This window comes from Burkholderia arboris (genome assembly GCF_902499125.1).
Lineage (GTDB): Bacteria > Pseudomonadota > Gammaproteobacteria > Burkholderiales > Burkholderiaceae > Burkholderia > Burkholderia arboris.
Genome location: NZ_CABVPX010000017.1, coordinates 152,984 through 172,988 on the forward strand (window position 1 = coordinate 152,984; position 20,005 = coordinate 172,988).

Sequence of the window (20,005 nt, forward strand, 5' to 3'; positions counted from 1 at the left end):
AGGGCACGTTTCCCGGCCCGGCGTCGCAGCCGACGCGGCCTGTCGTGGTCCGTAGCATCCGTCACGCCGGCGATACCGCGGCAGTGTCGCCGCGGCTTCGCCTGTGTTTGCGTCAGTCAGCCTGCTTGCGCAGGAAAGCCGGGATGTCGTACGTGTCGACACCCTTCTCCTGCAGCGCCTGCACGTGCGATGCCGCGGTTTCGCGCGAATTGCGCCACACTGCCGGCGTATCCAGCGCGCCGTAGTCTGCCGTGCTGACGTGATGGGCCGGTGCATAGCCGTGCGACACCGCGCTGACCGGCTGGTTGTCCGTACCCGTGCGCAGCAGCGTCATCGGTGCCGATTGCTGCTTCTTCGCCGCACGGCCCAGACCCGTTGCCACGACCGTCACGCGCAGTGCATCGCCCATTGCGTCGTCGTACACCGCACCGAAAATCACCGTCGCATCTTCCGCCGCGTAGCTCTTGATCGTGTTCATCACTTCGCGCGTTTCCGACAGGCGCAGCGAACGGCTCGACGTGATGTTGACCAGCACGCCGCGCGCGCCCGACAGATCGACGCCTTCGAGCAGCGGGCTCGCCACGGCCTGTTCCGCCGCGAGGCGCGCGCGATCGACGCCGGCGACCGTCGCCGTGCCCATCATCGCCTTGCCCTGCTCGCCCATCACCGTCTTCACGTCTTCGAAGTCGACGTTCACGAGGCCATCGACGTTGATGATTTCCGCGATGCCTGCAACCGCGTTGTTCAACACGTCGTCTGCGCACTGGAAGCACTTGTCCATCTCGGCGTCGTCGCCCATCACGTCGAACAGCTTGTCGTTCAGAACGACGATCAGCGAGTCGACGTGATCCTCCAGTTGCTGCGAACCTGCTTCAGCGACGCGCATGCGCTTGCCGCCTTCGAACTCGAACGGCTTGCTGACGACACCCACCGTCAGAATGCCCATCTCCTTCGCGATCTGCGCGACCACCGGTGCCGCGCCCGTGCCCGTGCCGCCACCCATGCCGGCGGTGATGAACACCATGTGCGCGCCGCGCAGTGCGTCGGCGATGCGCTCACGCGCTTCTTCCGCTGCCGCACGCCCCATTTCCGGCTTCGCACCGGCGCCGAGGCCCGTGTTGCCAAGCTGGATCACCGACGATGCACGCGAACGCGACAGCGCTTGAGCGTCCGTGTTCATCACGATGAAGTCGACGCCCTGCACGCCGCGGTTGATCATGTGCTGGACGGCATTGCCGCCAGCGCCGCCAACGCCGACCACCTTGATGATGGTGCCGTTGGTTTCGGTTTCCAGCATTTCGAATTCCATTGTTGCCTCCGTCAAGAGAATGACTACTACTCGGCCGTTATTCGGCAGGAGATCGGGCAACCCCCTGTCGCGCGCCAGCCGCCGGCACCGGCGCGAATTTCGATTCGTTACGTCAGAAGTTGCTCAGGAACCATTCCTTCATCCGCGAGAACACCTGCCCCGCGTTGCCGGACTGCACGGCGACCTTGCGGCCGCGCATGCGCTGGGCACTGCCTTCGACGAGCAGCCCCATCGCCGTCGAGTAGCGCGGATTGCGCACGACGTCGGAGAGGCCGCCTGCATATTCCGGCGCGCCGATGCGCACCGGTTTCAGGAAAATGTCTTCGCCGAGCTCGACCATGCCGGGCATCATCGACGCACCGCCGGTAATGACCACGCCGGAGCTCAACAGTTCTTCGTAACCCGATTCGCGCACGACCTGCTGCACGAGCGAGAACAGCTCCTCGACGCGCGGCTCGATCACGGCTGCGAGCGCCTGGCGCGACAGCGTGCGCGGGCCGCGTTCGCCGAGGCCCGGTACTTCGACCATTTCGTCCGGATCGGCGAGCGCCTGCTTCGCGATCCCGTAACCGACCTTGATGTCTTCCGCATCCGGCGTCGGCGTGCGCAGCGCCATCGCGATGTCGCTCGTGATCTGGTCGCCGGCGATCGGAATCACCGCGGTGTGGCGGATCGCGCCTTCGGCGAAGATCGCGATGTCCGTCGTGCCGCCGCCGATGTCGACCAGCACCACGCCGAGATCCTTTTCGTCTTCCGTCAGCACGGCCAGCGACGACGCGAGCGGCTGCAGGATCAGGTCGTTCACTTCCAGCCCGCAGCGGCGCACGCACTTGACGATGTTCTGCGCGGCGCTCACCGCGCCCGTCACGATGTGGACCTTCACTTCGAGGCGGATACCGCTCATCCCGATCGGCTCGCGCACGTCTTCCTGGCCGTCGATGATGAATTCCTGCGTGAGGATGTGCAGCACCTGCTGGTCGGTCGGGATGTTGATCGCCTTCGCGGTCTCGATCACGCGCGCGACGTCCGTCTGCGTGACTTCCTTGTCCTTGATCGCGACCATCCCGCTCGAGTTGAAGCTGCGGATGTGGCTGCCGGCGATCCCCGTGAACACGTTGGTGATCTTGCAGTCGGCCATCAGCTCGGCTTCCTCGAGCGCGCGCTGGATCGACTGCACGGTGGCCTCGATGTTGACCACCACACCTTTCTTCAGACCCTTCGACTCGCTCTGGCCGAGACCGATCACCTCGTAGTGACCCTCGCCCTTCAGCTCGGCGACGATGGCCACCACCTTCGACGTGCCGATGTCGAGGGAAACCAGCAGATCCTTGTAGTCTTTGCTCATAAAGTGCTCTTGCGTGTGATCTCTCGTTACTTCTTGCGCTTGTCGGTATCGGTCAGGAACCGCATGCCTGCCGCACGAATCGCGAATCCGTTCGGATAACGCAGGTCCGCGTACTCGATGTCGTTGCCCCAACGCTCCGTGACGGCCGGCCACGCGGCGACCAGGCGCTGGCTCCGGTCATGCAATGTGTCGCTGTTGCGTTCCTTGCCCAGCTCGACCTGCATGCCGTTCGACAGCTTCACCGTCCACGCGTACCGCGCCGACAGCGTCACTTCTTCCGGCGCCGCCTTTAGCGGCGCAAACCATTTCCCGAAGTCGCGATACCGCGTGACGACTTCCTTCGCACTGCCTTCCGGGCCGTCGAACGCCGGCAGCTCCTGCTCCAGCTCGCCCTGGTTCGCGGTGAACAGCTCGCCATCGACGCTCACCAACTGGTCGCTGCCCCAGGTCCCGAGCGGTTTGTACTCCTCCAGCGTGACAGCCAGCGCATTCGGCCACACCCGGCGCACGCTCGCATGGCGCACCCACGGCATCTGCTCGAACGCGGCGCGCGCCGTATCGAGATCGACCGTGAAGAAATTGCCCTTCAGCCGGCCGACCACGCCCGCGCGCACCGTCGGCGAGTTGATGTGCTCGGTGTCGCCGTCGATCCGGATTTCCCGCAGCGCGAACGTCGGGCGCTGGATCAGCCAGTAGCAACCGGCCGCCGCCAACACGAGCAGCAGCAGCGCGTACAACGCGCTGGCGGCAAGGTTGAGTTGGCGAACGTTGTTCCACATACGTCGTTCCGTTCCTGCGTCAGTCGTTGAGCGTGAGCGACAGCACCTTCACGACCAGCTCCGAATAGCTGATGCCGACCGCGCGCGCGGCCTTCGGCGGCAGCGAGTGATCGGTCATCCCGGGGGCCGTGTTCACTTCCAGGAAATACGCATTGCCGGCCGCGTCGAGCATGAAATCCGCCCGGCCCCAGTCGGTGCAGCCGAGCACGTCGAACGCGCGGCGCGCGATGCGCTTCAGTTCCGCTTCCTGTTCGGCCGGCAGGCCGCACGGAATCAGGTACTGCGTGTCGTCGGCGACGTACTTCGCGTGGTAGTCGTAGAACTCGCCCGCCGGCACGATCTTGATCAGCGGCAGGTCGAGATCGCCGGCGATGCACGCGGTGTATTCGCCGCCGCCTTCGATGCTCTTCTCGACGATCACGATCTTGTCGTGCGTCGCGGCTTCCTCGAGCGCGGCCGGCAGCGCGTCGGCCGTCTTCACCTTCAGCACCGCGACGCTCGAGCCTTCGCTCGCCGGCTTCACGAACAGCGGCAGGCCGAGCTTCGCGACGATGTCGGTCGCGCGTGCGGCCAGGTCGTCGCCGCGCATCACCGTCTCGAACGGCGGCGTCGGCACGCCCGTCTGCTGCCACACGAGCTTCGTGCGGAACTTGTCGAGGCCGAGCGCGGACCCGAGCACGCCGCTGCCCGTGTAGCGAATGCCGTAGAAATCGAGCGCGCCCTGGATCTGGCCGTTCTCGCCGTAGCCGCCGTGCAGCGCGTTGAACGCGCGCACGAAGCCTTCGTCCTTCAGTGCCGACAGCGGCCGCTCGGCCGGGTCGAACGGATGTGCATCGACGCCCGCGTCACGCAGGCCCTGCAGCACGAGGCGGCCCGAGGTGAGCGACACCTCGCGCTCGGCGGATTCGCCGCCGAACAACACCGCCACCTTGCCGAAACGTTTCGGATCGATCCCGCTCATGTCATGCCTTCTGTTGAATGTGTTGCACGAGCTTCGCCGGCACGCCGCCGATCGAGCCCGCACCCATCGTGATCACCACGTCGCCGTTCTGCGCGACCTTCGCCAATGCAGCCGGCACGTCGTCGACCGTTGCGACGAACACCGGGTCAACCTTGCCCACCGCGCGCAGCGCACGCGACAGCGCGTCGCCGCTCGCCGTCGGGATCGCAGCCTCGCCGGCCGCGTAGACTTCCGTCAGCACCAGCGCATCGACCGTCGACAGCACGTTGACGAAATCGTCGAAACAGTCGCGCGTGCGCGTGTAGCGGTGCGGCTGGAACGCCAGCACGAGGCGGCGGCCCGGGAACGCGCCGCGCGCGGCCGCGATCGTCGCGGCCATCTCGACCGGGTGATGGCCGTAGTCGTCGATCAGCGTGTACTGGCCGCCGTCCGCGGTCGGCACCTCGCCGTAGCGCTGGAAGCGCCGGCCGACGCCGTTGAATTCCGCGAGCGCCTGCTGGATCGCGTCGTCCGCCACGCCGAGATCGGTCGCAATCGCGATCGCCGCGAGCGCGTTCTGCACGTTGTGCAGGCCCGGCAGGTTCAGCACGATCGCGAGCGGCGCACGCCCTTCGCGGACTACCGTGAAGTGCATCCGGCCGTCGCGCGCATCGATGTCTTCCGCACGCACCTGCGCGTCCGGCGACAGGCCGTAGCGCACGACCGGCTTCGAGATGAACGGGATGATCTGCCGCACGTTCGGATCGTCGACGCACACGACCGCGCTGCCGTAGAACGGCAGGCGCTGCGTGAATTCGATGAACGCCTGCTTGAGCCGCGCGAAATCGTGGCCGTAGGTGTCCATGTGGTCGGCATCGATGTTCGTGATGACTTCGATCACCGGATACAGGTTCAGGAACGACGCGTCCGACTCGTCGGCCTCGGCGACGATGAAGTCGCCCGTGCCGAGTCGCGCATTCGCGCCGGCGCTGATCAGCCGGCCGCCGATCACGAAGGTCGGATCGAGGCCCCCCGCCGCGAGCACGCTCGCGACGAGGCTCGTCGTCGTGGTCTTGCCATGCGTGCCGGCGATCGCGATCCCCTGCTTCAGGCGCATCAGTTCCGCGAGCATCACCGCGCGCTGCACGATCGGCACGCGCTGGTGGCGCGCGGCGAGCACTTCCGGGTTGTCCGAACGCACGGCCGTCGACACGACGACCGCGTTCGCGCCCGCGATGTTCGCCGCGTCGTGGCCGATCGCGATCCGTGCGCCGAGCGCCTCGAGACGATCGGTCACCGCATTGCGCGACAGGTCCGAGCCGCTGACCTCGTAGCCAAGATTGACGAGCACTTCGGCGATGCCGCTCATGCCCGCGCCGCCGATCCCGACGAAATGAATGTGTTTGACGATGTGTTTCATTGCAGTGTTTCCAGGTTCGCGCCGGCCGCTTTCGCGCACACGCGCGCGACTTCGTCGGTGGCCTCGGGCTTCGCCAGCGAGCGCGAACGTTCCGCCATGTCCGCGAGCGACGCCCGCGACTGGCCGCGCAACCAGTCGGCAAGCAGTTCCGCCGACAGGTCGCGTTGTTGCACCAGCACGGCCGCGCCCGCATCGGCGAGGAACGCGGCGTTGGTCGTCTGGTGATCGTCGACCGCGTACGGGAACGGCACGAACAGCGCCGCCACGCCCACCGCCGCGATCTCCGACACCGTCATCGCACCCGACCGGCAGATCACCAGATCCGCCGCCGCATACGCGGCCGCCATGTCGTCGATGAACGGCACGAGCCGCACGTCTTCGCCGGCCGCGAAACCGGCCGCTTCGTAATTCGACTTCAATGCTTCGATGTGCTTCACGCCGGCCTGGTGCACGACGCGCGGGCGCTCGCCCGGCGACAGCAGCGCCAGCGCGCGCGGCACGACTTCGTTCAGCGCGGCGGCACCGAGGCTGCCGCCGACGACCAGCACGTTCAACGGGCCGCTGCGCGACGCATAGCGTGCTTTGGGCGGCTCCGTGTGCGCAAGTTCCGCGCGAATCGGGTTACCCGTCCATTCCGCGTGCGGCAGCGCGCCGGGGAACGCGACGAGCACGCGCTTCGCGAGTTTCGCGAGCACCTTGTTCGTCAGGCCCGCGATCGAATTCTGTTCATGCAGCACGAGCGGACGCCCCGACAGCGCGGTCATCACGCCCGCCGGGAACGTGATGTAGCCGCCCATCCCGAGCACGACGTCCGGCCGCACGCGGCGCAGCGCGCCGAGGCTCTGCCAGCATGCGCGCAGCAGGTTGACCGGCAGCGTCAGCTTGGTCTTCAGGCCCTTGCCGCGCAGCCCGCCGAACCGCACGTATTCCATCGGAATGCCGTGCTTCGGCACGAGCGTCGCTTCCATCCCGGCCGGATTGCCGAGCCATACGACGCGCCAGCCCGCCGCTTCCATCCGGTGCGCGACCGCGAGCCCCGGGAACACGTGGCCCCCGGTGCCGCCTGCCATCACCATCAGCGTGCGTTGCGACGCGGTCATACCTTCCCTCCGCGCATCAGCACCCGGTTTTCGTAGTCGACCCGCAGCAGCACCGCGAGCGAGACGCAGTTCAGCAGGATGCCCGAGCCGCCGTAGCTCACGAGCGGCAGCGTCAGGCCCTTGGTCGGCAGCAGCCCGAGGTTCACGCCCATGTTGATGAACGTCTGCGCGCCGAACCAGATGCCGATGCCCTTCGCCATCAGGCCCGCGAACGTGCGGTCGAGCGCGAGCGCCTGGCGGCCGATCTCGAACGCGCGGCGCACGATCCAGTAGAACAGCAGGATCACGACCAGCACGCCGACGAAACCGAGTTCCTCGCCGATCACCGCGAGGATGAAGTCGGTATGCGCTTCCGGCAGGTAGTTCAGCTTCTCGACGCTGCCGCCGAGACCGACGCCGAACCACTCGCCGCGGCCGAATGCGATCAGCGAGTGCGTGAGCTGGTATGCCTTGCCCTGCGCGTAGCGCTCGTCCCACGGGTCGAGATACGCGAAGATCCGCTCGCGACGCCACGGCGACAGCCACACGAGCATCGTGAACGTGCCGACCGCCGTCGCGACGAGACCGCCGAACAGCTTGCCGTTCACGCCGCCGAGGAACAGCACGCCCATCGCGATCGCGGCGACCACCATGAACGCACCCATGTCCGGCTCGAGCAGCAGCAGCGCGCCGACCAGACCGACCGCGAACGCCATCGGCAGGAAGCCCTTCGCGAAGCTCTGCATGTATTCCTGCTTGCGCACCGTGTAGTTCGCCGCGTAGATCGTCACCGCGAGCTTCATGATTTCCGACGGCTGCATGTTCGTGATGCCGAGCGGAATCCAGCGGCGCGCACCGTTCACGCCCTTGCCGACGTGCGGGATCAGCACGATCACGAGGCCGACGAGCGCGATCAGGAAGAGATGCGGCGCGTACTTGTCCCACGTCGACACCGGCACGCGGAACGCGATCACCGCCGCGACGAACGCGACGGCGAGCGAGATGCAGTGGCGCATCAGGAACGCGTAATCGTGATACGACGCGTATTTCGGCGAATCGGGCATCGCGATCGACGCCGAATACACCATCACGACGCCGAGCCCGAGCAGCGCGATCGCGACCCACAACAGCGAGTAGTCGAAGTCGAGCATCCGCGAACGGCTCGGGCGCACGCCGTTGACGACGCTCGCGAGGCCGCCCGTCGCGGCGCGCGTGGCCGACGCGACGCGACCGCCCGCGGCATTGCCGCCGGTGTCGCGCCGGTCGTTGAAACGGGAGACGAGGCGATCGGACCAGCTCATGGCGTCGCTCCTTTGTCGATGGCGATTTCGTCGACCGCCGCGCGGAACACATCCGCGCGATGGGCGTAGTTCCTGAACATGTCGAGGCTCGCGCACGCGGGCGACAGCAGCACCGCGTCGCCCGGCTCCGCGAGACCGGCCGCCGCGTGCACTGCGCCTTCGAGCGTCGCGTGGTCGGCGAGCGGCACGCCCGTTTCGGCAAGCGTGTCGCGGATCGCCGGCGCGTCGCGGCCGATCAGCATCACTGCACGGCACCAGCGCGCGACCGGCGCGACCAGCGGCGCGAAATCCTGCCCCTTGCCGTCGCCGCCCGCGATCAGCACGATCTTCTGGGCGAGCCCGTCGAGCGCGGCTACCGTCGCGCCGACGTTGGTGCCCTTGCTGTCGTCGACGTAGTCGACGTCGTCGATCGTCGCGATCACTTCGACGCGATGCGCTTCGCCGCGGTATTCGCGCAGCGCGTGCAGCAGCGGTGCGGCCGGCAGGTCGATCGCGCGTGCGAGCGCGAACGCGGCCAGCGCGTTCGCCGCGTTGTGCAGCCCGCGAATCCGCAGCGCGTCGGCCGGCATCAGGCGCTTCTGCGCGATGTCGGGCGTATGCGCGGCGTCGCGCTTGCGCCGGCGGGTCGTCGTCACTTCATCGGGCGCGTCGCGATCGACGGCTTCCACCAGCCATGCGATGCCGTTGTCGCGCGACAGCCCGTAGTCGCCGTCCTGCACCGGTTCGTTCAGGCCGAACGTGACCGTGCGCGGCGCATCGGCCGCGCCGGCCGCCGGTGCAAACTTCATCACGGCCGAATCGTCGCGGTTCAGCACACGCGTCGTCGTCGCACCGAAGATCCGGCCCTTTGCCTGCGCGTACGCGTCGAAGCTGCCGTGCCAGTCGAGGTGGTCCTGCGTGATGTTGAGGATCGCGGCCGCGTCGGGCGCAAACGTGCGCGCGGTCTCGAGCTGGAAGCTCGACAGTTCGAGCACCCAGACGTCGGGCAGCGCGGTTTCGTCGATCGCGTTCGCGAGCCGGTCGAGCATCGCCGGGCTGATGTTGCCGGCGACCGCGACCTTCTTGCCCGAGCGCTGGCACAGCAGGCCCGTGAGGCTCGTCGTCGTGGTCTTGCCGTTGGTGCCGGTGATCGCGAGCACCTTCGGCTGGTAGCCGCTCGTGCCGAGCGCGCGCAGCGCCTGCGCGAAGAATTCCAGTTCGCCCCACACCGCGATCCCGCGCTCGTGCGTGGCCGCGACCAGCGCCGCGAGCGCCGGTTCGAGCGGCGACAGGCCGGGGCTCAGGCCGACGAGTTCGACACCGCCGTCGAGCAGCGCGGGCGTGAACGCCCCGCCGACGAATTCCGCATCGATGCCTTCGGCCTGCAGTGCGGCAAGGTTCGGCGGCGCCTCGCGGGTATCGGCAATACGCAGCCGGCACCCGTGCCTCGCGCACCATCGCGCGATCGCGAGACCCGATTCACCGAGCCCCAGTACGAGCACCATCGGCCGTTGCCGATCTCCAAACATCTCGCCAGACATCCTTGTTACCTTTCCTTTACCGCAGCTTGAGGGTGGTCAGACCGAACAGGCACAGCATCAGCGTGATGATCCAGAAACGCACGACCACCTGCGTTTCTTTCCAGCCGGACAATTCGAAATGGTGATGCAGCGGCGCCATCTTCAGCAGGCGCCGCCCTTCGCCGTAACGCTTCTTCGTGTACTTGAACCACGAAACCTGCAGCATCACCGACAGCGTTTCCGCGACGAAGATGCCGCCCATGATGAACAGCACGATTTCCTGGCGCACGATCACCGCGACCGTGCCGAGCGCGCCGCCGAGCGCCAGCGCGCCGACGTCGCCCATGAACACCTGCGCGGGGTGCGTGTTGTACCAGAGGAACGCGAGCCCTGCCCCGCCCATCGCGGAACAGAAGATCAGCAGTTCGCCCGCGCCCGGGATGTGCGGAAACAGCAGGTATTTTGAATAGACCGCGCTGCCCATCACGTACGCAAACACACCGAGCGACGCGCCGACCAGCACGACCGGCATGATCACGAGGCCGTCGAGGCCGTCCGTCAGGTTCACCGCGTTGCTCGCGCCGACGATCACGAAATAGGTCAGCACGATGAAGCCCCAGACGCCGAGCGGGTAGCTGATCGACTTCAGGAACGGCAGCATCAGGTCGGCGCGTGCCGGCAACCCCATCGACAGCCCGCTCCTCACCCACGCCATGAACAGGTCGAACACGCGCACGTTGTTCGCCTCGGACACGCTGAAGGCCAGGTAGACGGCCGCGAACAGCCCGATCACCGACTGCCAGAAATACTTCTCGCGCGACGACATCCCGCGCGGGTCCTTGTGGACGACCTTGCGGTAATCGTCGACCCAGCCGATCACGCCGAAGCCGAACGTGACGAGCATCACGATCCAGATGAAACGGTTCGTCAGATCGCCCCACAGCAGCGTCGCGACCGCGATGCCGATCAGGATCAGCACGCCGCCCATCGTCGGCGTGCCGGACTTGACGAGGTGGGTCTGCGGGCCGTCCTTGCGCACGGCCTGCCCGACCTTCATCTGCGTCAGCTTGCGGATCACCCACGGTCCGCACACGAGCCCGATCCCGAGCGCGGTGATGGTGGCCATCACCGCCCGGAACGTGAGGTACGTGAACAAGCGCAAAAAGCTTGCGTCTCCTTGCAGCCATTGCGCCAGCGCCAGCAGCATGCTTCCTTCCTTCTACTCAGTGTGCCGCGGGCGCCATGCCCGCCGCGGGTTGGTTCGTCAGCGCGTCGACCACGCGCTCCATCTTCATGTACCGCGAGCCCTTGACGAGCACCGTCGCCTGCGCGCCGTAGCCGGCCGCGAGCAGCGCCGGCACGAGCGCACCGACGTCGTCGAAGTGACGGGCGGTTGCGCCGTACGCCGTGCACGCGTCGCGCGATGCGTCGCCGAGCGCGAACAGCGCGTCGATTCCGCGATCGCGCGCATAGGCGCCGATCTCGCGATGGAAAGCCGGCCCTTCGTCACCGACTTCACCCATGTCGCCGATCACCAGCACGCGCGGCGCCGGATGTGCAGCGAGCACGTCGATCGCGGCCCGCATCGAATCGGGATTCGCGTTGTACGTATCGTCGACGACCGTCGCGCCCGCGAGGCCGCCGGCAATCGCCTGCTTCACCTGCAGCCGGCCCTTGACCGGTTCGAACGATTCGAGACCCTGCCTGATCGCCGGCAGCGCGACGCCGGCGCCGAGCGCCGCGGCCGTCGCGGCCAGCGCGTTGCGTGCGTTGTGCTCGCCGAGCGCGCGCAGCCGCACCGTGACGGCGCCCGCCGGCGTGTCGATCGCGAGTTCGCCGCCGTGCAGGCGGCCGATGACCTGCGCGTCGTTCTGCCGGTCGGCGTCGTGCAGCGCGAAATCGAGGATCCGGTTGCCGGTCGCCGCGACGCGCCAGATGCCCGCGTACGCATCGTCGGCCGGGAACACCGCGACGCCGTCAGGCGGCAGCGCATGAATCACGGCCGCGTGTTCGAGCGCGACGGCTTCGACCGTCGCCATGAATTCCTGGTGCTCGCGCTGCGCGTTGTTCACGAGCGCGACCGTCGGCGCCGTGAGGCGCGCGAGGACTTCGGTCTCGCCCGGGTGGTTCATCCCGATCTCGATCACCGCGAGACGATGCTGGGCCGACAGGCGCAGCAGCGTCAGCGGCAGGCCGACATCGTTGTTCAGGTTGCCGGCCGTCGCGAGCCGCGCATCGGCACCGACCGCCGCCGCGAAGATCGACGCGATCATTTCCTTGACGGTCGTCTTGCCGTTGCTGCCCGTCACCGCGACGAGCGGCAGCGGAAATCGCATGCGCCAGCCGTGTGCGAGCGCGCCGAGCGCGGCACGCGTTTCGCCGCCCACGATCATCGGCATCGCGACACCCGCCGGCACGTGCGAGACGAGCGCCGCGGCAGCGCCGCGCGCGGCGACGTCGCCAAGGAAGTCGTGCGCGTCGAAGCGCTCGCCTTTCAGTGCGACGAACAGGTCGCCCGGGCCGGCCGTGCGGCTGTCCGTCGACACGCGGTCGAACGTGACGCCCGCGTCGCCGTGGACGGTGGCGCCGGGAATCAGGCGGGCGGCTTCGCCGAGACCGAGCATCGTCATTCGCCGCCTCCCTTGCCGTGCGTTGCGCGCGCTGCCAGCGCGAGCCGCGCGTGATCCTGGTCGGAGAACGTACGCTTCTTGCCCATGATTTCCTGCGTGGCCTCGTGGCCCTTGCCGGCCAGCACGACGACATCCTCGCGTGCGGCGCCGCGCACGGCCTGCAGGATCGCGCTCGCGCGATCCTCGATGCGGCGTGCGTGACCGGGCGCGGTCATGCCCGCGACGATCTGGTCGATGATGCGCTGCGGATCCTCGCTGCGCGGGTTGTCGCTGGTGACGACGGTTTCATCGGCGAGCCGTTCCGCGATCGCGCCCATCAGCGGGCGCTTCGTCGCATCGCGATCGCCGCCGCAGCCGAACATGCAGACGAGCCGGCCGCCGCGCGCCGTGGCGATCGGGCGCAGCGCGTCGAGCGTCTTTTCGAGCGCGTCGGGCGTGTGTGCGTAGTCGATCACGACGAGCGGCTCGTCGTTCTGCAGCCGGCCGCCGAGCCGCTGCATCCGGCCGTTGACGGACTCGAGCCGCTGGATCTCGGCGAGCGCCGCATCGAACGGCACGTCGGCCGCGAGCAGCGAGCCGAGCACGGCAAGCAGGTTGCTGACGTTGAACGTGCCGAGCGTACCGACTTCGACGTCCGCGTCGCCCCACGACGAACGCAGGCGAAACGCCGTGCCGGTCGCGGTGGCGCGCACGTCGAGCGCAGTCAGCTCACGATCGGCCTCGGGCGCCGATGCGTCGCCGATTCCGTACGCGATCGTGCGCACGCGGCCGGCCAGCTTTTCGAGCAGGCGCCGGCCGGCTGCATCGTCGCGGTTGATCACCGCCGCGCGCAGGCCGCGCCACGCGAACAGCTTCGCCTTGGCGGCTTCGTACGCATCGAACGTGCCGTGATAATCCAGGTGATCCTGCGTGAGGTTCGTAAACACCGCGATATCGAAGGCCGTGCCGTTCACGCGGCCCTGATGCAGCGCGTGCGACGACACTTCCATCGCCACGGCCTTCGCGCCCGCGTCGCGCAACTGCGCAAGGCTGCGCTGAAGCTGCGACGCGTCGGGCGTCGTGAAACCGGTCGGCACGAGATGGCCCGGCATGCCGGTGCCGAGCGTGCCGATCAGCGCGCACGGCTGGTGCAGCGCCGTCAGCGCGGCGGCGATCCATTGCGTGCACGACGTCTTGCCGTTCGTGCCGGTGACGCCGACCGCGAGCAGGCTGTCGCTCGGATCGCCGTACCAGCCGCTGGCGATCTCGCCGGCGAGCTGGTCGAGCGCCGGCACCGCGAACGCGACGGGCGCGGCCGGCGCGGCGGCCAGCCCTTCCGGCTGATACAGCACGGCGGCCGCACCTTGTGCGATGGCGTCGCCGATGAAAGCACGGTTGTCTGCCCCGTCGACCGCATACGCGACGAACACGTCGCCCGCCTTGAGGCTGCGCGTGTCGGCATGCAGGTGCGCCGCGGGGGACACATGCTGACGCAGCCACGCAAGCGCGGCTGCGATCTGCTGATGCGCCGGATGGGAACTGCGGGCGGCGCTCATCGAACAACTCCTGGTGAATTACGCGTCGTGCTGGACACGATCATATGCTTCGCACCGCTCCCCGCGGCCAGCTTTTGCGGCCCGGTTGCGGTCGGCGCTGCCGGCGAATCGTCAGACACGACGAGTTGCTTGATCGGCATGTTCGGCGGCACGTTCAGTGCCCGCATCGTGTCGCCGGCGATCGCCGAGAATACGGGGCCGGACACCTGGCCGCCGAAGTGGCTGCCGGCGGTCGGCTCGTCGACCGACACCGCAACGACGATGCGCGGATTCGGCATCGGCGCCATCCCGACGAACGACGCGCGGTACTTGCGCGTATAGCCGTGACCTTCATGTTTGTACGCGGTACCGCTCTTGCCGCCGACGCGATAGCCCGGCACGGCCGCGTCCGGCGACGTGCCGCCCGGCGCGACCACCGTCTCGAGCATCGCGCGCACTTCGCGCGCGGTGGTCGGGTTGAACACCTGCGTACCCACGATCGGCTGATTGGGGTCGGTCTTGAAAATGGTCACGGGCATCAGTTCGCCGTCGTGCGCGATCGCCGTGTATGCACGCGCGAGCTGGAACAGCGACACCGACAGGCCGTAGCCGTACGACATCGTCGCCTGCTCGATGCGGCGCCAGCTCTTCCACGGACGCAGGCGGCCGGCCACCGCGCCCGGGAACCCGACCTTCGGCGCCTGGCCCAGGCCGATGCTCGTATACATATTCCACATTTCCTCGGGCCGCATCGTCATCGCGATCTTCGTCGCGCCGATGTTGCTCGACTTCTGGATCACGCCGCCGACCGTCAGCGTGCCGAAGCCCGCGTCGTCGGTGATCGGCGCGCCGTCGAGCACGAAGTGCCCGTTGCCCGTTTCGACGAGCGTGTTCGGCGTCACGCGATGCAGGTCGAGCGCGAGCGACACCGTGAACGGCTTCATGATCGAGCCCGGCTCGAACACGTCGGTCATGATCCGGTTGCGCAGCTGCTCGCCCGTCATGCGCGAGCGGTCGTTCGGGTTGTACGTCGGATAGTTGACGAGCGCGAGCACTTCGCCGGTACGCACGTCGACGACCATCGCCGCGCCGGCCTTCGCCTTGAACTTCTCGACGGCGGCCTTCAGGTTCGCGTACGCGATGTACTGGATCTTGCTGTCGATCGACAGGTCGACGTCGGTGCCGTTGTGCGGCGGGATCTGCTCGGCGACGTCCTCGACGATGTGCCCCATCCGGTCCTTGATCACGCGACGCACGCCCGACGTGCCGGACAGCATCTTCTGGTCGCCGAGTTCGACGCCTTCCTGCCCTTCGTCCTCGACGTTCGTGAAGCCGATCAGGTGAGCGGTGATCTCGCCTTCCGGATAGAAACGTTTGTATTCGTTGCGCTGGTAGATGCCGGGGATGTCGAGCGCTGCGACCTTGTCCGCGACGTCGAGCGGCACCTGGCGCTTCACGTACACGAACCCCTTGTCTTCCGACAGCTTCACGCGCAGTTCCTTCGGCGTCATGCCGAGGAGCTTGCCGAGCTGGTTGACCTTGTCGGCGTCGAGATCGTCCGGCACCGCGTCGGGAATCGCCCAGATCGCGCGCACGGGCAGGCTCGTCGCGAGCACGAGCCCGTTACGGTCGAGGATCTTGCCGCGCGTCGCGGGCAGTTCGAGCGTGCGCTGGTAGCGGCTCTCGCCCTGCTTCTGGTAGAACGCGTTGCCGGGCCCCTGGATCCAGAACGCCCGCGCGGCCAGCGCGACGAACGCCATGAACAGCAGGAACACGACAAACTTCGAGCGCCACATCGGCAGATGCACGCCCAGCACGGGACTCGACGAGAACTTCACGTTCTGGCGCTTCTGGGATGGCTTCATCGCGCGCCCCCCTTGCCCTTGCCTGCCGTGTCGGCCGAAGCCGGGATCGGCGCGTCGATCGCCTTCGCGGCGCCCGGCGCCAGCGTCAGGTATTGCGTGCGGCCGGTCGAGATCGGCTGCATCTTCAGCGAATCGTTCGCGAGCTGCTCGATGCGCGACGTCTTCGAAAGCGCGCTCTGCTGATATTGAAGCTGCGCGTAGTCCTGCTGGAGCTGACGCTCCTGCGACTGCGCGCGCTGCAGCTGGATGAAGATCTGCCGCTGCTGGTTCGTCGAGTTGACGACCGACAGCGCGCACCCCATCACGATGATCAGCAGGAAGATATTGAAGCGGCTCATGGCGTGACGCGCTCCGCGATGCGCATCACGGCCGAGCGGGCGCGCGGATTCTCCGCGACTTCCGCGTCGCTCGGAAACTGGCGGCTGATGATCTTGAGCGGCGGGCTCGGGAGGTCGACGGCGCGGATCGGCAGGCGGCGATCGACCGCAGGCGCACTCGCGTGCGCCTGCATGAATCGCTTGACGATCCGGTCCTCGAGTGAATGAAAGCTGATGACCACCAGCCGCCCCCCTTGCTCCAGCAACGACAGTGCCGCGTCTAGTACGACTTGCAGGTCCGCAAGCTCTTGATTGACGTGAATCCGTATAGCCTGAAAGGTGCGGGTTGCCGGATCCTTGCCCTTCTCACGGGTTTTGACGACGTGACCCACGATTTGGGCAAGCTCGCCCGTGGTGTCGAGAGGCCCAAGACGGTCGGACTCTGCCCGGCGAGCAACAAGCGCCTTTGCAATCTGAAAAGCAAACCGTTCTTCCCCATAATCCCGTATCACCTCCGTCAATTCCTGCACCGAAGCCCGCGCGAGCCATTCGGCCGCCGACTCGCCACGCGTCGGATCCATTCGCATGTCCAGCGGACCATCGGCGCGGAAGCTGAAGCCGCGCGCCGGATCGTCCACCTGCGGCGAGGACACGCCCAGGTCCAGCAACACACCCGACACCTTCTCGACGCCGCGCGCCGCAAGCGCGTCGCGCATCGATGCAAAGCTGTCATGCACGATCGAGAAGCGCGCATCCTCGATGCCCTGCGCCGTCTCGATCGCCCTCGGATCCTTGTCGAACGCGATCAGCCGTCCGGCCGACGCCAGCCGCGCGAGCACCGCGCGGCTATGACCGCCCCGCCCGAACGTTCCGTCGACGTACACGCCGTCCGGCCGCGTCACGAGCGACTCGACCGCCTCATCCAACAGCACCGTCCGATGCCGCAGTTCATTTCCCATCGCGGGCGTCTCCGTCACCGCAATCAGAACGTGAAATTCTTCAGCGCGTCGGGCATGCCCTGCGCCATCGCCGCCTGCTCCTTCGCGTTGTAGGTTTGCGAATCCCACAGCTCGAAGTGACTACCCATTCCCAACAACATGACTTCCTTTTCCAGTCCGGCTGCCATGCGCAGCTCGGGCGATACAAGAATCCGGCCCGCGCTGTCGAGATCGACATCCATCGCATTGCCGAGAAAAATTCGCCGCCACCAGTGCGCGTCCATCGGCAGCGCGGCGATCTTGGCGCGGAATACTTCCCATTCGGGGCGCGGAAACAGCAACAGGCAGCCGTCCGGGTGCTTGGTCACAGTCACCCGTCCTTCTGCCTGTCCTTGCAGCGCTTCGCGATAGCGAGCCGGCACCGACATCCGCCCTTTCGCATCGAGCGTCAGCGCCGACGCCCCTTGGAACACTTTCCGCTCTCCCGTTCAGGGCACCGAAGCACCCGCTCAATGCTGAGAATTTAGCCGGAACAGCCCGCTAAATCACACAAAAATACACTTTCTCACACTGTCTCCCACTTTAGAGGAAGGGTGTGGCACGGTCAAGGGAGCGGCCCGCTTTTTTGACGAATTTTGTTAGTTAGAACAAGGACTTACGCGCACATGCTCATGCGGCCCCTCATTCCAAAAACCGTTATAAATGAATGAGCTAGTGCAACTTGTGAAGGTGATACGTGAGAAAGACGAGCCAGACAGGCGTGCGGACGGGGCTTTCGGGGGCGGGAAAACGAGGAGTACGCGGGCGGTATCGGGGGTGGCGGACCGGGGCGGCGTCCCACGCCACCCCGGCGCAAATCTCAGAGATAGTACGCAGTGCTCGTCATGACTTTCGACGCGGCGCGCATCAGCATGCGCGCGGGCAGCGGCAGCTCGATGCCGCCGGCATCGGTCGCGGCCTTGCCGTGCTTCACCTCGTCGATCCGCATCTGGTCGACGATCGCGCGTGACGCGGCGTCGGTCGCCGGCAGCTCGGACATGTGGCCTTCCAGGTGATTCTCGACCTGCCGCTCCGTCTCGGCCATGAAGCCGAGGCTGACCTTGTCGCCGAGCGTGCCGGCCGCCACGCCGATCGCGAGCGCGCCGGCATACCACAGCGGGTTCAGCAGGCTCGGGCGCGAGTCGAGCTCCTTCAGGCGATGCGCGGTCCATGCGAGGTGGTCTTCCTCCTCGCGCGCGGCCTCCTCGAACATCGCCTTCGCCGACGCCGTGCGCGCAGTGAGTTTCTGCGCCTGGTAAAGCGCCTGCGCGCAGACCTCGCCAACGTGGTTCACGCGCATCAGCCCGGCGGCATGCGTGCGCTCCGCGGGCGTCAGCTCGACGTCCGGCACCACGGCCGGCGCGGGCACCGGGCGGCTCATCCGGCTAATGCCGGTCAGCGATCGCAAGCCGCGATCGAATTCGCTGATCAGTTCATCCAACACGTTCCTGTTCTCCTGGCTGCTGGTGCCGCCGCGAGCGGCAAGGGCACGAGTCCGCTGCGTAACCGACTTGATTATTCAGCGGAAATTGCGGTTAACCCGTGATTTTAACCATTGTTGCATAAAGGAAACATGGCGGCCTTGAGCTGCGGCATTTCGCTTTGTGGCAAAAAACGGTTTTGCTACATTACGTCCGACTTCTTGCGAAGTTGATGGGGCCCGTCAACAGAACATAACTATCTGCCCCGCCAAAAAAATTCAGTGATTCTTGGAGATCCGTTAATGAAAAAGTCGCTTCTCGCGCTCGTCGCGCTGGGCGCGTTCGCTGGCGCTGCCCAAGCGCAAAGCAGCGTGACGCTTTACGGCATCATCGATGAAGGCCTGCTCTTCAACAACAACGCAGGCGGCAAGCACCTCTACAGCATGGCAAGCGGCGTGATGCAAGGCAGCCGCTTCGGCCTGCGCGGCACCGAAGACCTCGGTGGCGGCCTGAAGGCGATCTTCACTCTCGAAAACGGTTTTGACGTGAACAGCGGCAAGCTCGGTCAGGGCGGCCTGATGTTCGGTCGTCAGGCTTACGTCGGCCTGTCGAGCCCGTACGGCACGGTCACGCTGGGTCGCCAGTACGACTCCGTCGTCGACTTCGTCGGCCCGCTCGAGGCAGGCGACCAGTGGGGCGGCTACATCGCCGCTCACCCGGGCGACCTGGACAACTTCAACAACGCGTATCGCGTGAACAACGCGGTCAAGTTCACGAGCCAGAGCTACGGCGGCATCACGTTCGGCGGCCTGTACAGCTTCGGTGGCCAGGCAGGCCAGTTCTCGAAGAACCAGGTCTGGTCGCTCGGCGCAGGCTACAACAACGGCCCGCTGGTCCTCGGCGTCGGTTACTTGAACGCACGTACGCCGAACCAGTTCGGCGGCATGTTCAACAACGGCTCGGCATCGTCGTCGGTTTCGTCGCCGATCTACGGCGCGTACGCGAACAACGCGAACACGTACCAGGTCATCGGTGCAGGCGGCGCCTACACGTTCGGCGCAGCAACGATCGGCGCGACGTACTCGAACACGAAGTTCAAGGGCTTCTCGGCAGGCCCGTTCGTGAACCAGACCGCGACGTTCAACAACGGCGAAATCAACTTCAAGTATCAGCTGACCCCGGCGCTGATTCTCGGCGCAGCGTACGACTACACGCAAGGCAGCAAGATCGACGGCAACTCGGCAGCCAAGTACCACCAAGGCTCGCTGGGCGTCGACTACTTCCTGTCGAAGCGCACGGACGTCTACGCAATCGGCGTGTACCAACACGCTTCGGGCAGCGTGCTCGACGCGGACGGCAACGTCCTGAAGGCAACCGCAGCGATCAACGGTCTCGCAGGTTCGAGCTCCGCCAACCAGGTCGCAGCGCGCGTCGGTATCCGTCACAAGTTCTAATCAGCTTGCCTGACAAGCCGCAGCATATTGAAGGCGCCTTCGGGCGCCTTTTTCTTTTCCGGAGTGGCGGCAACGCCTGCGGGTTGGCGGGTTGGCGGGTTGGCGGGTTGGCGGGTTGGCGGGTTGGCGGGTTGGCGGGTTGGCGGGTTGGCGGG

Annotated in this window: 17 protein-coding genes; 1 reads left to right on the forward strand and 16 read right to left on the reverse strand. The window is 66.7% G+C overall.

The annotated features are described in order from the left end of the window. Positions 1-112: 112 nt before the first annotated feature. The 16 genes from ftsZ to coq7 all read right to left on the reverse strand — a co-directional run bounded on the left by ftsZ (position 113) and on the right by coq7 (position 18,419). The gene (ftsZ, locus tag BLA15945_RS21370) at positions 113-1,309 is read right to left on the reverse strand and encodes a cell division protein FtsZ (protein ID WP_021159911.1); all 1,197 of its coding nucleotides are present in this window, start codon (positions 1,307-1,309) and stop codon (positions 113-115) included. Between the two features lie 112 nt (positions 1,310-1,421). Continuing rightward, positions 1,422-2,654 carry a cell division protein FtsA gene (ftsA, locus tag BLA15945_RS21375; RefSeq protein ID WP_006487138.1) on the reverse strand — a complete coding sequence of 411 codons (1,233 nt, stop codon included), beginning with the start codon at positions 2,652-2,654 and terminating at the stop codon, positions 1,422-1,424. A gap of 26 nt (positions 2,655-2,680) precedes the next feature. Further along, positions 2,681-3,433, reverse strand: a complete 753-nt coding sequence (locus tag BLA15945_RS21380; protein ID WP_006477014.1) for a cell division protein FtsQ/DivIB — start codon at positions 3,431-3,433, stop codon at positions 2,681-2,683. 19 nt (positions 3,434-3,452) lie between these two features. Further along, positions 3,453-4,394: a D-alanine--D-alanine ligase gene (locus tag BLA15945_RS21385; protein ID WP_059236317.1), complete on the reverse strand. Its 942-nt coding sequence runs from the start codon at positions 4,392-4,394 to the stop codon at positions 3,453-3,455. Between the two features lies 1 nt (position 4,395). Then, positions 4,396-5,793: a UDP-N-acetylmuramate--L-alanine ligase gene (gene murC / locus BLA15945_RS21390; RefSeq protein WP_174993297.1), complete on the reverse strand. Its 1,398-nt coding sequence runs from the start codon at positions 5,791-5,793 to the stop codon at positions 4,396-4,398. Next, entirely contained in the window at positions 5,790-6,893 is a 1,104-nt protein-coding gene (murG, locus tag BLA15945_RS21395; protein WP_174993298.1) for an undecaprenyldiphospho-muramoylpentapeptide beta-N-acetylglucosaminyltransferase, read from the reverse strand. The genes murC and murG overlap by 4 nt, the downstream gene beginning before the upstream one ends. Further along, a complete protein-coding gene (gene ftsW / locus BLA15945_RS21400) occupies positions 6,890-8,173 on the reverse strand; it encodes a putative lipid II flippase FtsW (RefSeq protein WP_059236324.1) in 1,284 nt (427 codons plus the stop codon). The genes murG and ftsW overlap by 4 nt, the downstream gene beginning before the upstream one ends. Then, complete coding sequence (gene murD, locus BLA15945_RS21405) at positions 8,170-9,681, reverse strand: UDP-N-acetylmuramoyl-L-alanine--D-glutamate ligase (RefSeq protein WP_174993299.1); 1,512 nt, start codon at positions 9,679-9,681, stop codon at positions 8,170-8,172. Before murD ends, ftsW begins: the two co-directional genes overlap by 4 nt. 28 nt (positions 9,682-9,709) lie before the next feature. Continuing rightward, positions 9,710-10,879, reverse strand: a complete 1,170-nt coding sequence (gene mraY, locus BLA15945_RS21410) for a phospho-N-acetylmuramoyl-pentapeptide-transferase (protein ID WP_006477019.1) — start codon at positions 10,877-10,879, stop codon at positions 9,710-9,712. Between the two features lie 16 nt (positions 10,880-10,895). Then, on the reverse strand, positions 10,896-12,302 hold the full coding sequence (locus BLA15945_RS21415; protein WP_174993300.1) for a UDP-N-acetylmuramoyl-tripeptide--D-alanyl-D-alanine ligase: 1,407 nt from the start codon (positions 12,300-12,302) through the stop codon (positions 10,896-10,898). Then, positions 12,299-13,837, reverse strand: a complete 1,539-nt coding sequence (locus BLA15945_RS21420) for a UDP-N-acetylmuramoyl-L-alanyl-D-glutamate--2,6-diaminopimelate ligase (RefSeq protein ID WP_174993301.1) — start codon at positions 13,835-13,837, stop codon at positions 12,299-12,301. Before BLA15945_RS21420 ends, BLA15945_RS21415 begins: the two co-directional genes overlap by 4 nt. After that, on the reverse strand, positions 13,834-15,681 hold the full coding sequence (locus tag BLA15945_RS21425) for a peptidoglycan D,D-transpeptidase FtsI family protein (RefSeq protein WP_059236334.1): 1,848 nt from the start codon (positions 15,679-15,681) through the stop codon (positions 13,834-13,836). The genes BLA15945_RS21420 and BLA15945_RS21425 overlap by 4 nt, the downstream gene beginning before the upstream one ends. Continuing rightward, a complete protein-coding gene (ftsL, locus tag BLA15945_RS21430; RefSeq protein ID WP_059236336.1) occupies positions 15,678-16,019 on the reverse strand; it encodes a cell division protein FtsL in 342 nt (113 codons plus the stop codon). Before ftsL ends, BLA15945_RS21425 begins: the two co-directional genes overlap by 4 nt. Further along, positions 16,016-16,957, reverse strand: coding sequence for a 16S rRNA (cytosine(1402)-N(4))-methyltransferase RsmH (gene rsmH, locus BLA15945_RS21435; protein WP_059236338.1), 942 nt, complete (start codon positions 16,955-16,957; stop codon positions 16,016-16,018). Before rsmH ends, ftsL begins: the two co-directional genes overlap by 4 nt. A 23-nt stretch (positions 16,958-16,980) precedes the next feature. Beyond that, positions 16,981-17,409: a division/cell wall cluster transcriptional repressor MraZ gene (gene mraZ / locus BLA15945_RS21440; RefSeq protein WP_006487094.1), complete on the reverse strand. Its 429-nt coding sequence runs from the start codon at positions 17,407-17,409 to the stop codon at positions 16,981-16,983. A 386-nt stretch (positions 17,410-17,795) separates the two neighbouring features. After that, entirely contained in the window at positions 17,796-18,419 is a 624-nt protein-coding gene (coq7, locus tag BLA15945_RS21445) for a 2-polyprenyl-3-methyl-6-methoxy-1,4-benzoquinone monooxygenase (protein ID WP_059236340.1), read from the reverse strand. A 279-nt stretch (positions 18,420-18,698) separates the two neighbouring features. Between coq7 and BLA15945_RS21450 the strand changes: the two genes are divergently transcribed. Next, positions 18,699-19,850: a porin gene (locus BLA15945_RS21450; RefSeq protein WP_174993302.1), complete on the forward strand. Its 1,152-nt coding sequence runs from the start codon at positions 18,699-18,701 to the stop codon at positions 19,848-19,850. The last annotated feature ends 155 nt before the right edge of the window (positions 19,851-20,005 follow it).

Coding starts and splice junctions, on each gene's coding strand:
- ftsZ (WP_021159911.1), bottom strand. CDS start 1,309: ATGGAATTCGAAATGCTGGAAACCGAAACCAACGGCACCATCATCAAG.
- ftsA (WP_006487138.1), bottom strand. CDS start 2,654: ATGAGCAAAGACTACAAGGATCTGCTGGTTTCCCTCGACATCGGCACG.
- BLA15945_RS21380 (WP_006477014.1), bottom strand. CDS start 3,433: ATGTGGAACAACGTTCGCCAACTCAACCTTGCCGCCAGCGCGTTGTAC.
- BLA15945_RS21385 (WP_059236317.1), bottom strand. CDS start 4,394: ATGAGCGGGATCGATCCGAAACGTTTCGGCAAGGTGGCGGTGTTGTTC.
- murC (WP_174993297.1), bottom strand. CDS start 5,793: ATGAAACACATCGTCAAACACATTCATTTCGTCGGGATCGGCGGCGCG.
- murG (WP_174993298.1), bottom strand. CDS start 6,893: ATGACCGCGTCGCAACGCACGCTGATGGTGATGGCAGGCGGCACCGGG.
- ftsW (WP_059236324.1), bottom strand. CDS start 8,173: ATGAGCTGGTCCGATCGCCTCGTCTCCCGTTTCAACGACCGGCGCGAC.
- murD (WP_174993299.1), bottom strand. CDS start 9,681: ATGTTTGGAGATCGGCAACGGCCGATGGTGCTCGTACTGGGGCTCGGT.
- mraY (WP_006477019.1), bottom strand. CDS start 10,879: ATGCTGCTGGCGCTGGCGCAATGGCTGCAAGGAGACGCAAGCTTTTTG.
- BLA15945_RS21415 (WP_174993300.1), bottom strand. CDS start 12,302: ATGACGATGCTCGGTCTCGGCGAAGCCGCCCGCCTGATTCCCGGCGCC.
- BLA15945_RS21420 (WP_174993301.1), bottom strand. CDS start 13,837: ATGAGCGCCGCCCGCAGTTCCCATCCGGCGCATCAGCAGATCGCAGCC.
- BLA15945_RS21425 (WP_059236334.1), bottom strand. CDS start 15,681: ATGAAGCCATCCCAGAAGCGCCAGAACGTGAAGTTCTCGTCGAGTCCC.
- ftsL (WP_059236336.1), bottom strand. CDS start 16,019: ATGAGCCGCTTCAATATCTTCCTGCTGATCATCGTGATGGGGTGCGCG.
- rsmH (WP_059236338.1), bottom strand. CDS start 16,957: ATGGGAAATGAACTGCGGCATCGGACGGTGCTGTTGGATGAGGCGGTC.
- BLA15945_RS21450 (WP_174993302.1), top strand. CDS start 18,699: ATGAAAAAGTCGCTTCTCGCGCTCGTCGCGCTGGGCGCGTTCGCTGGC.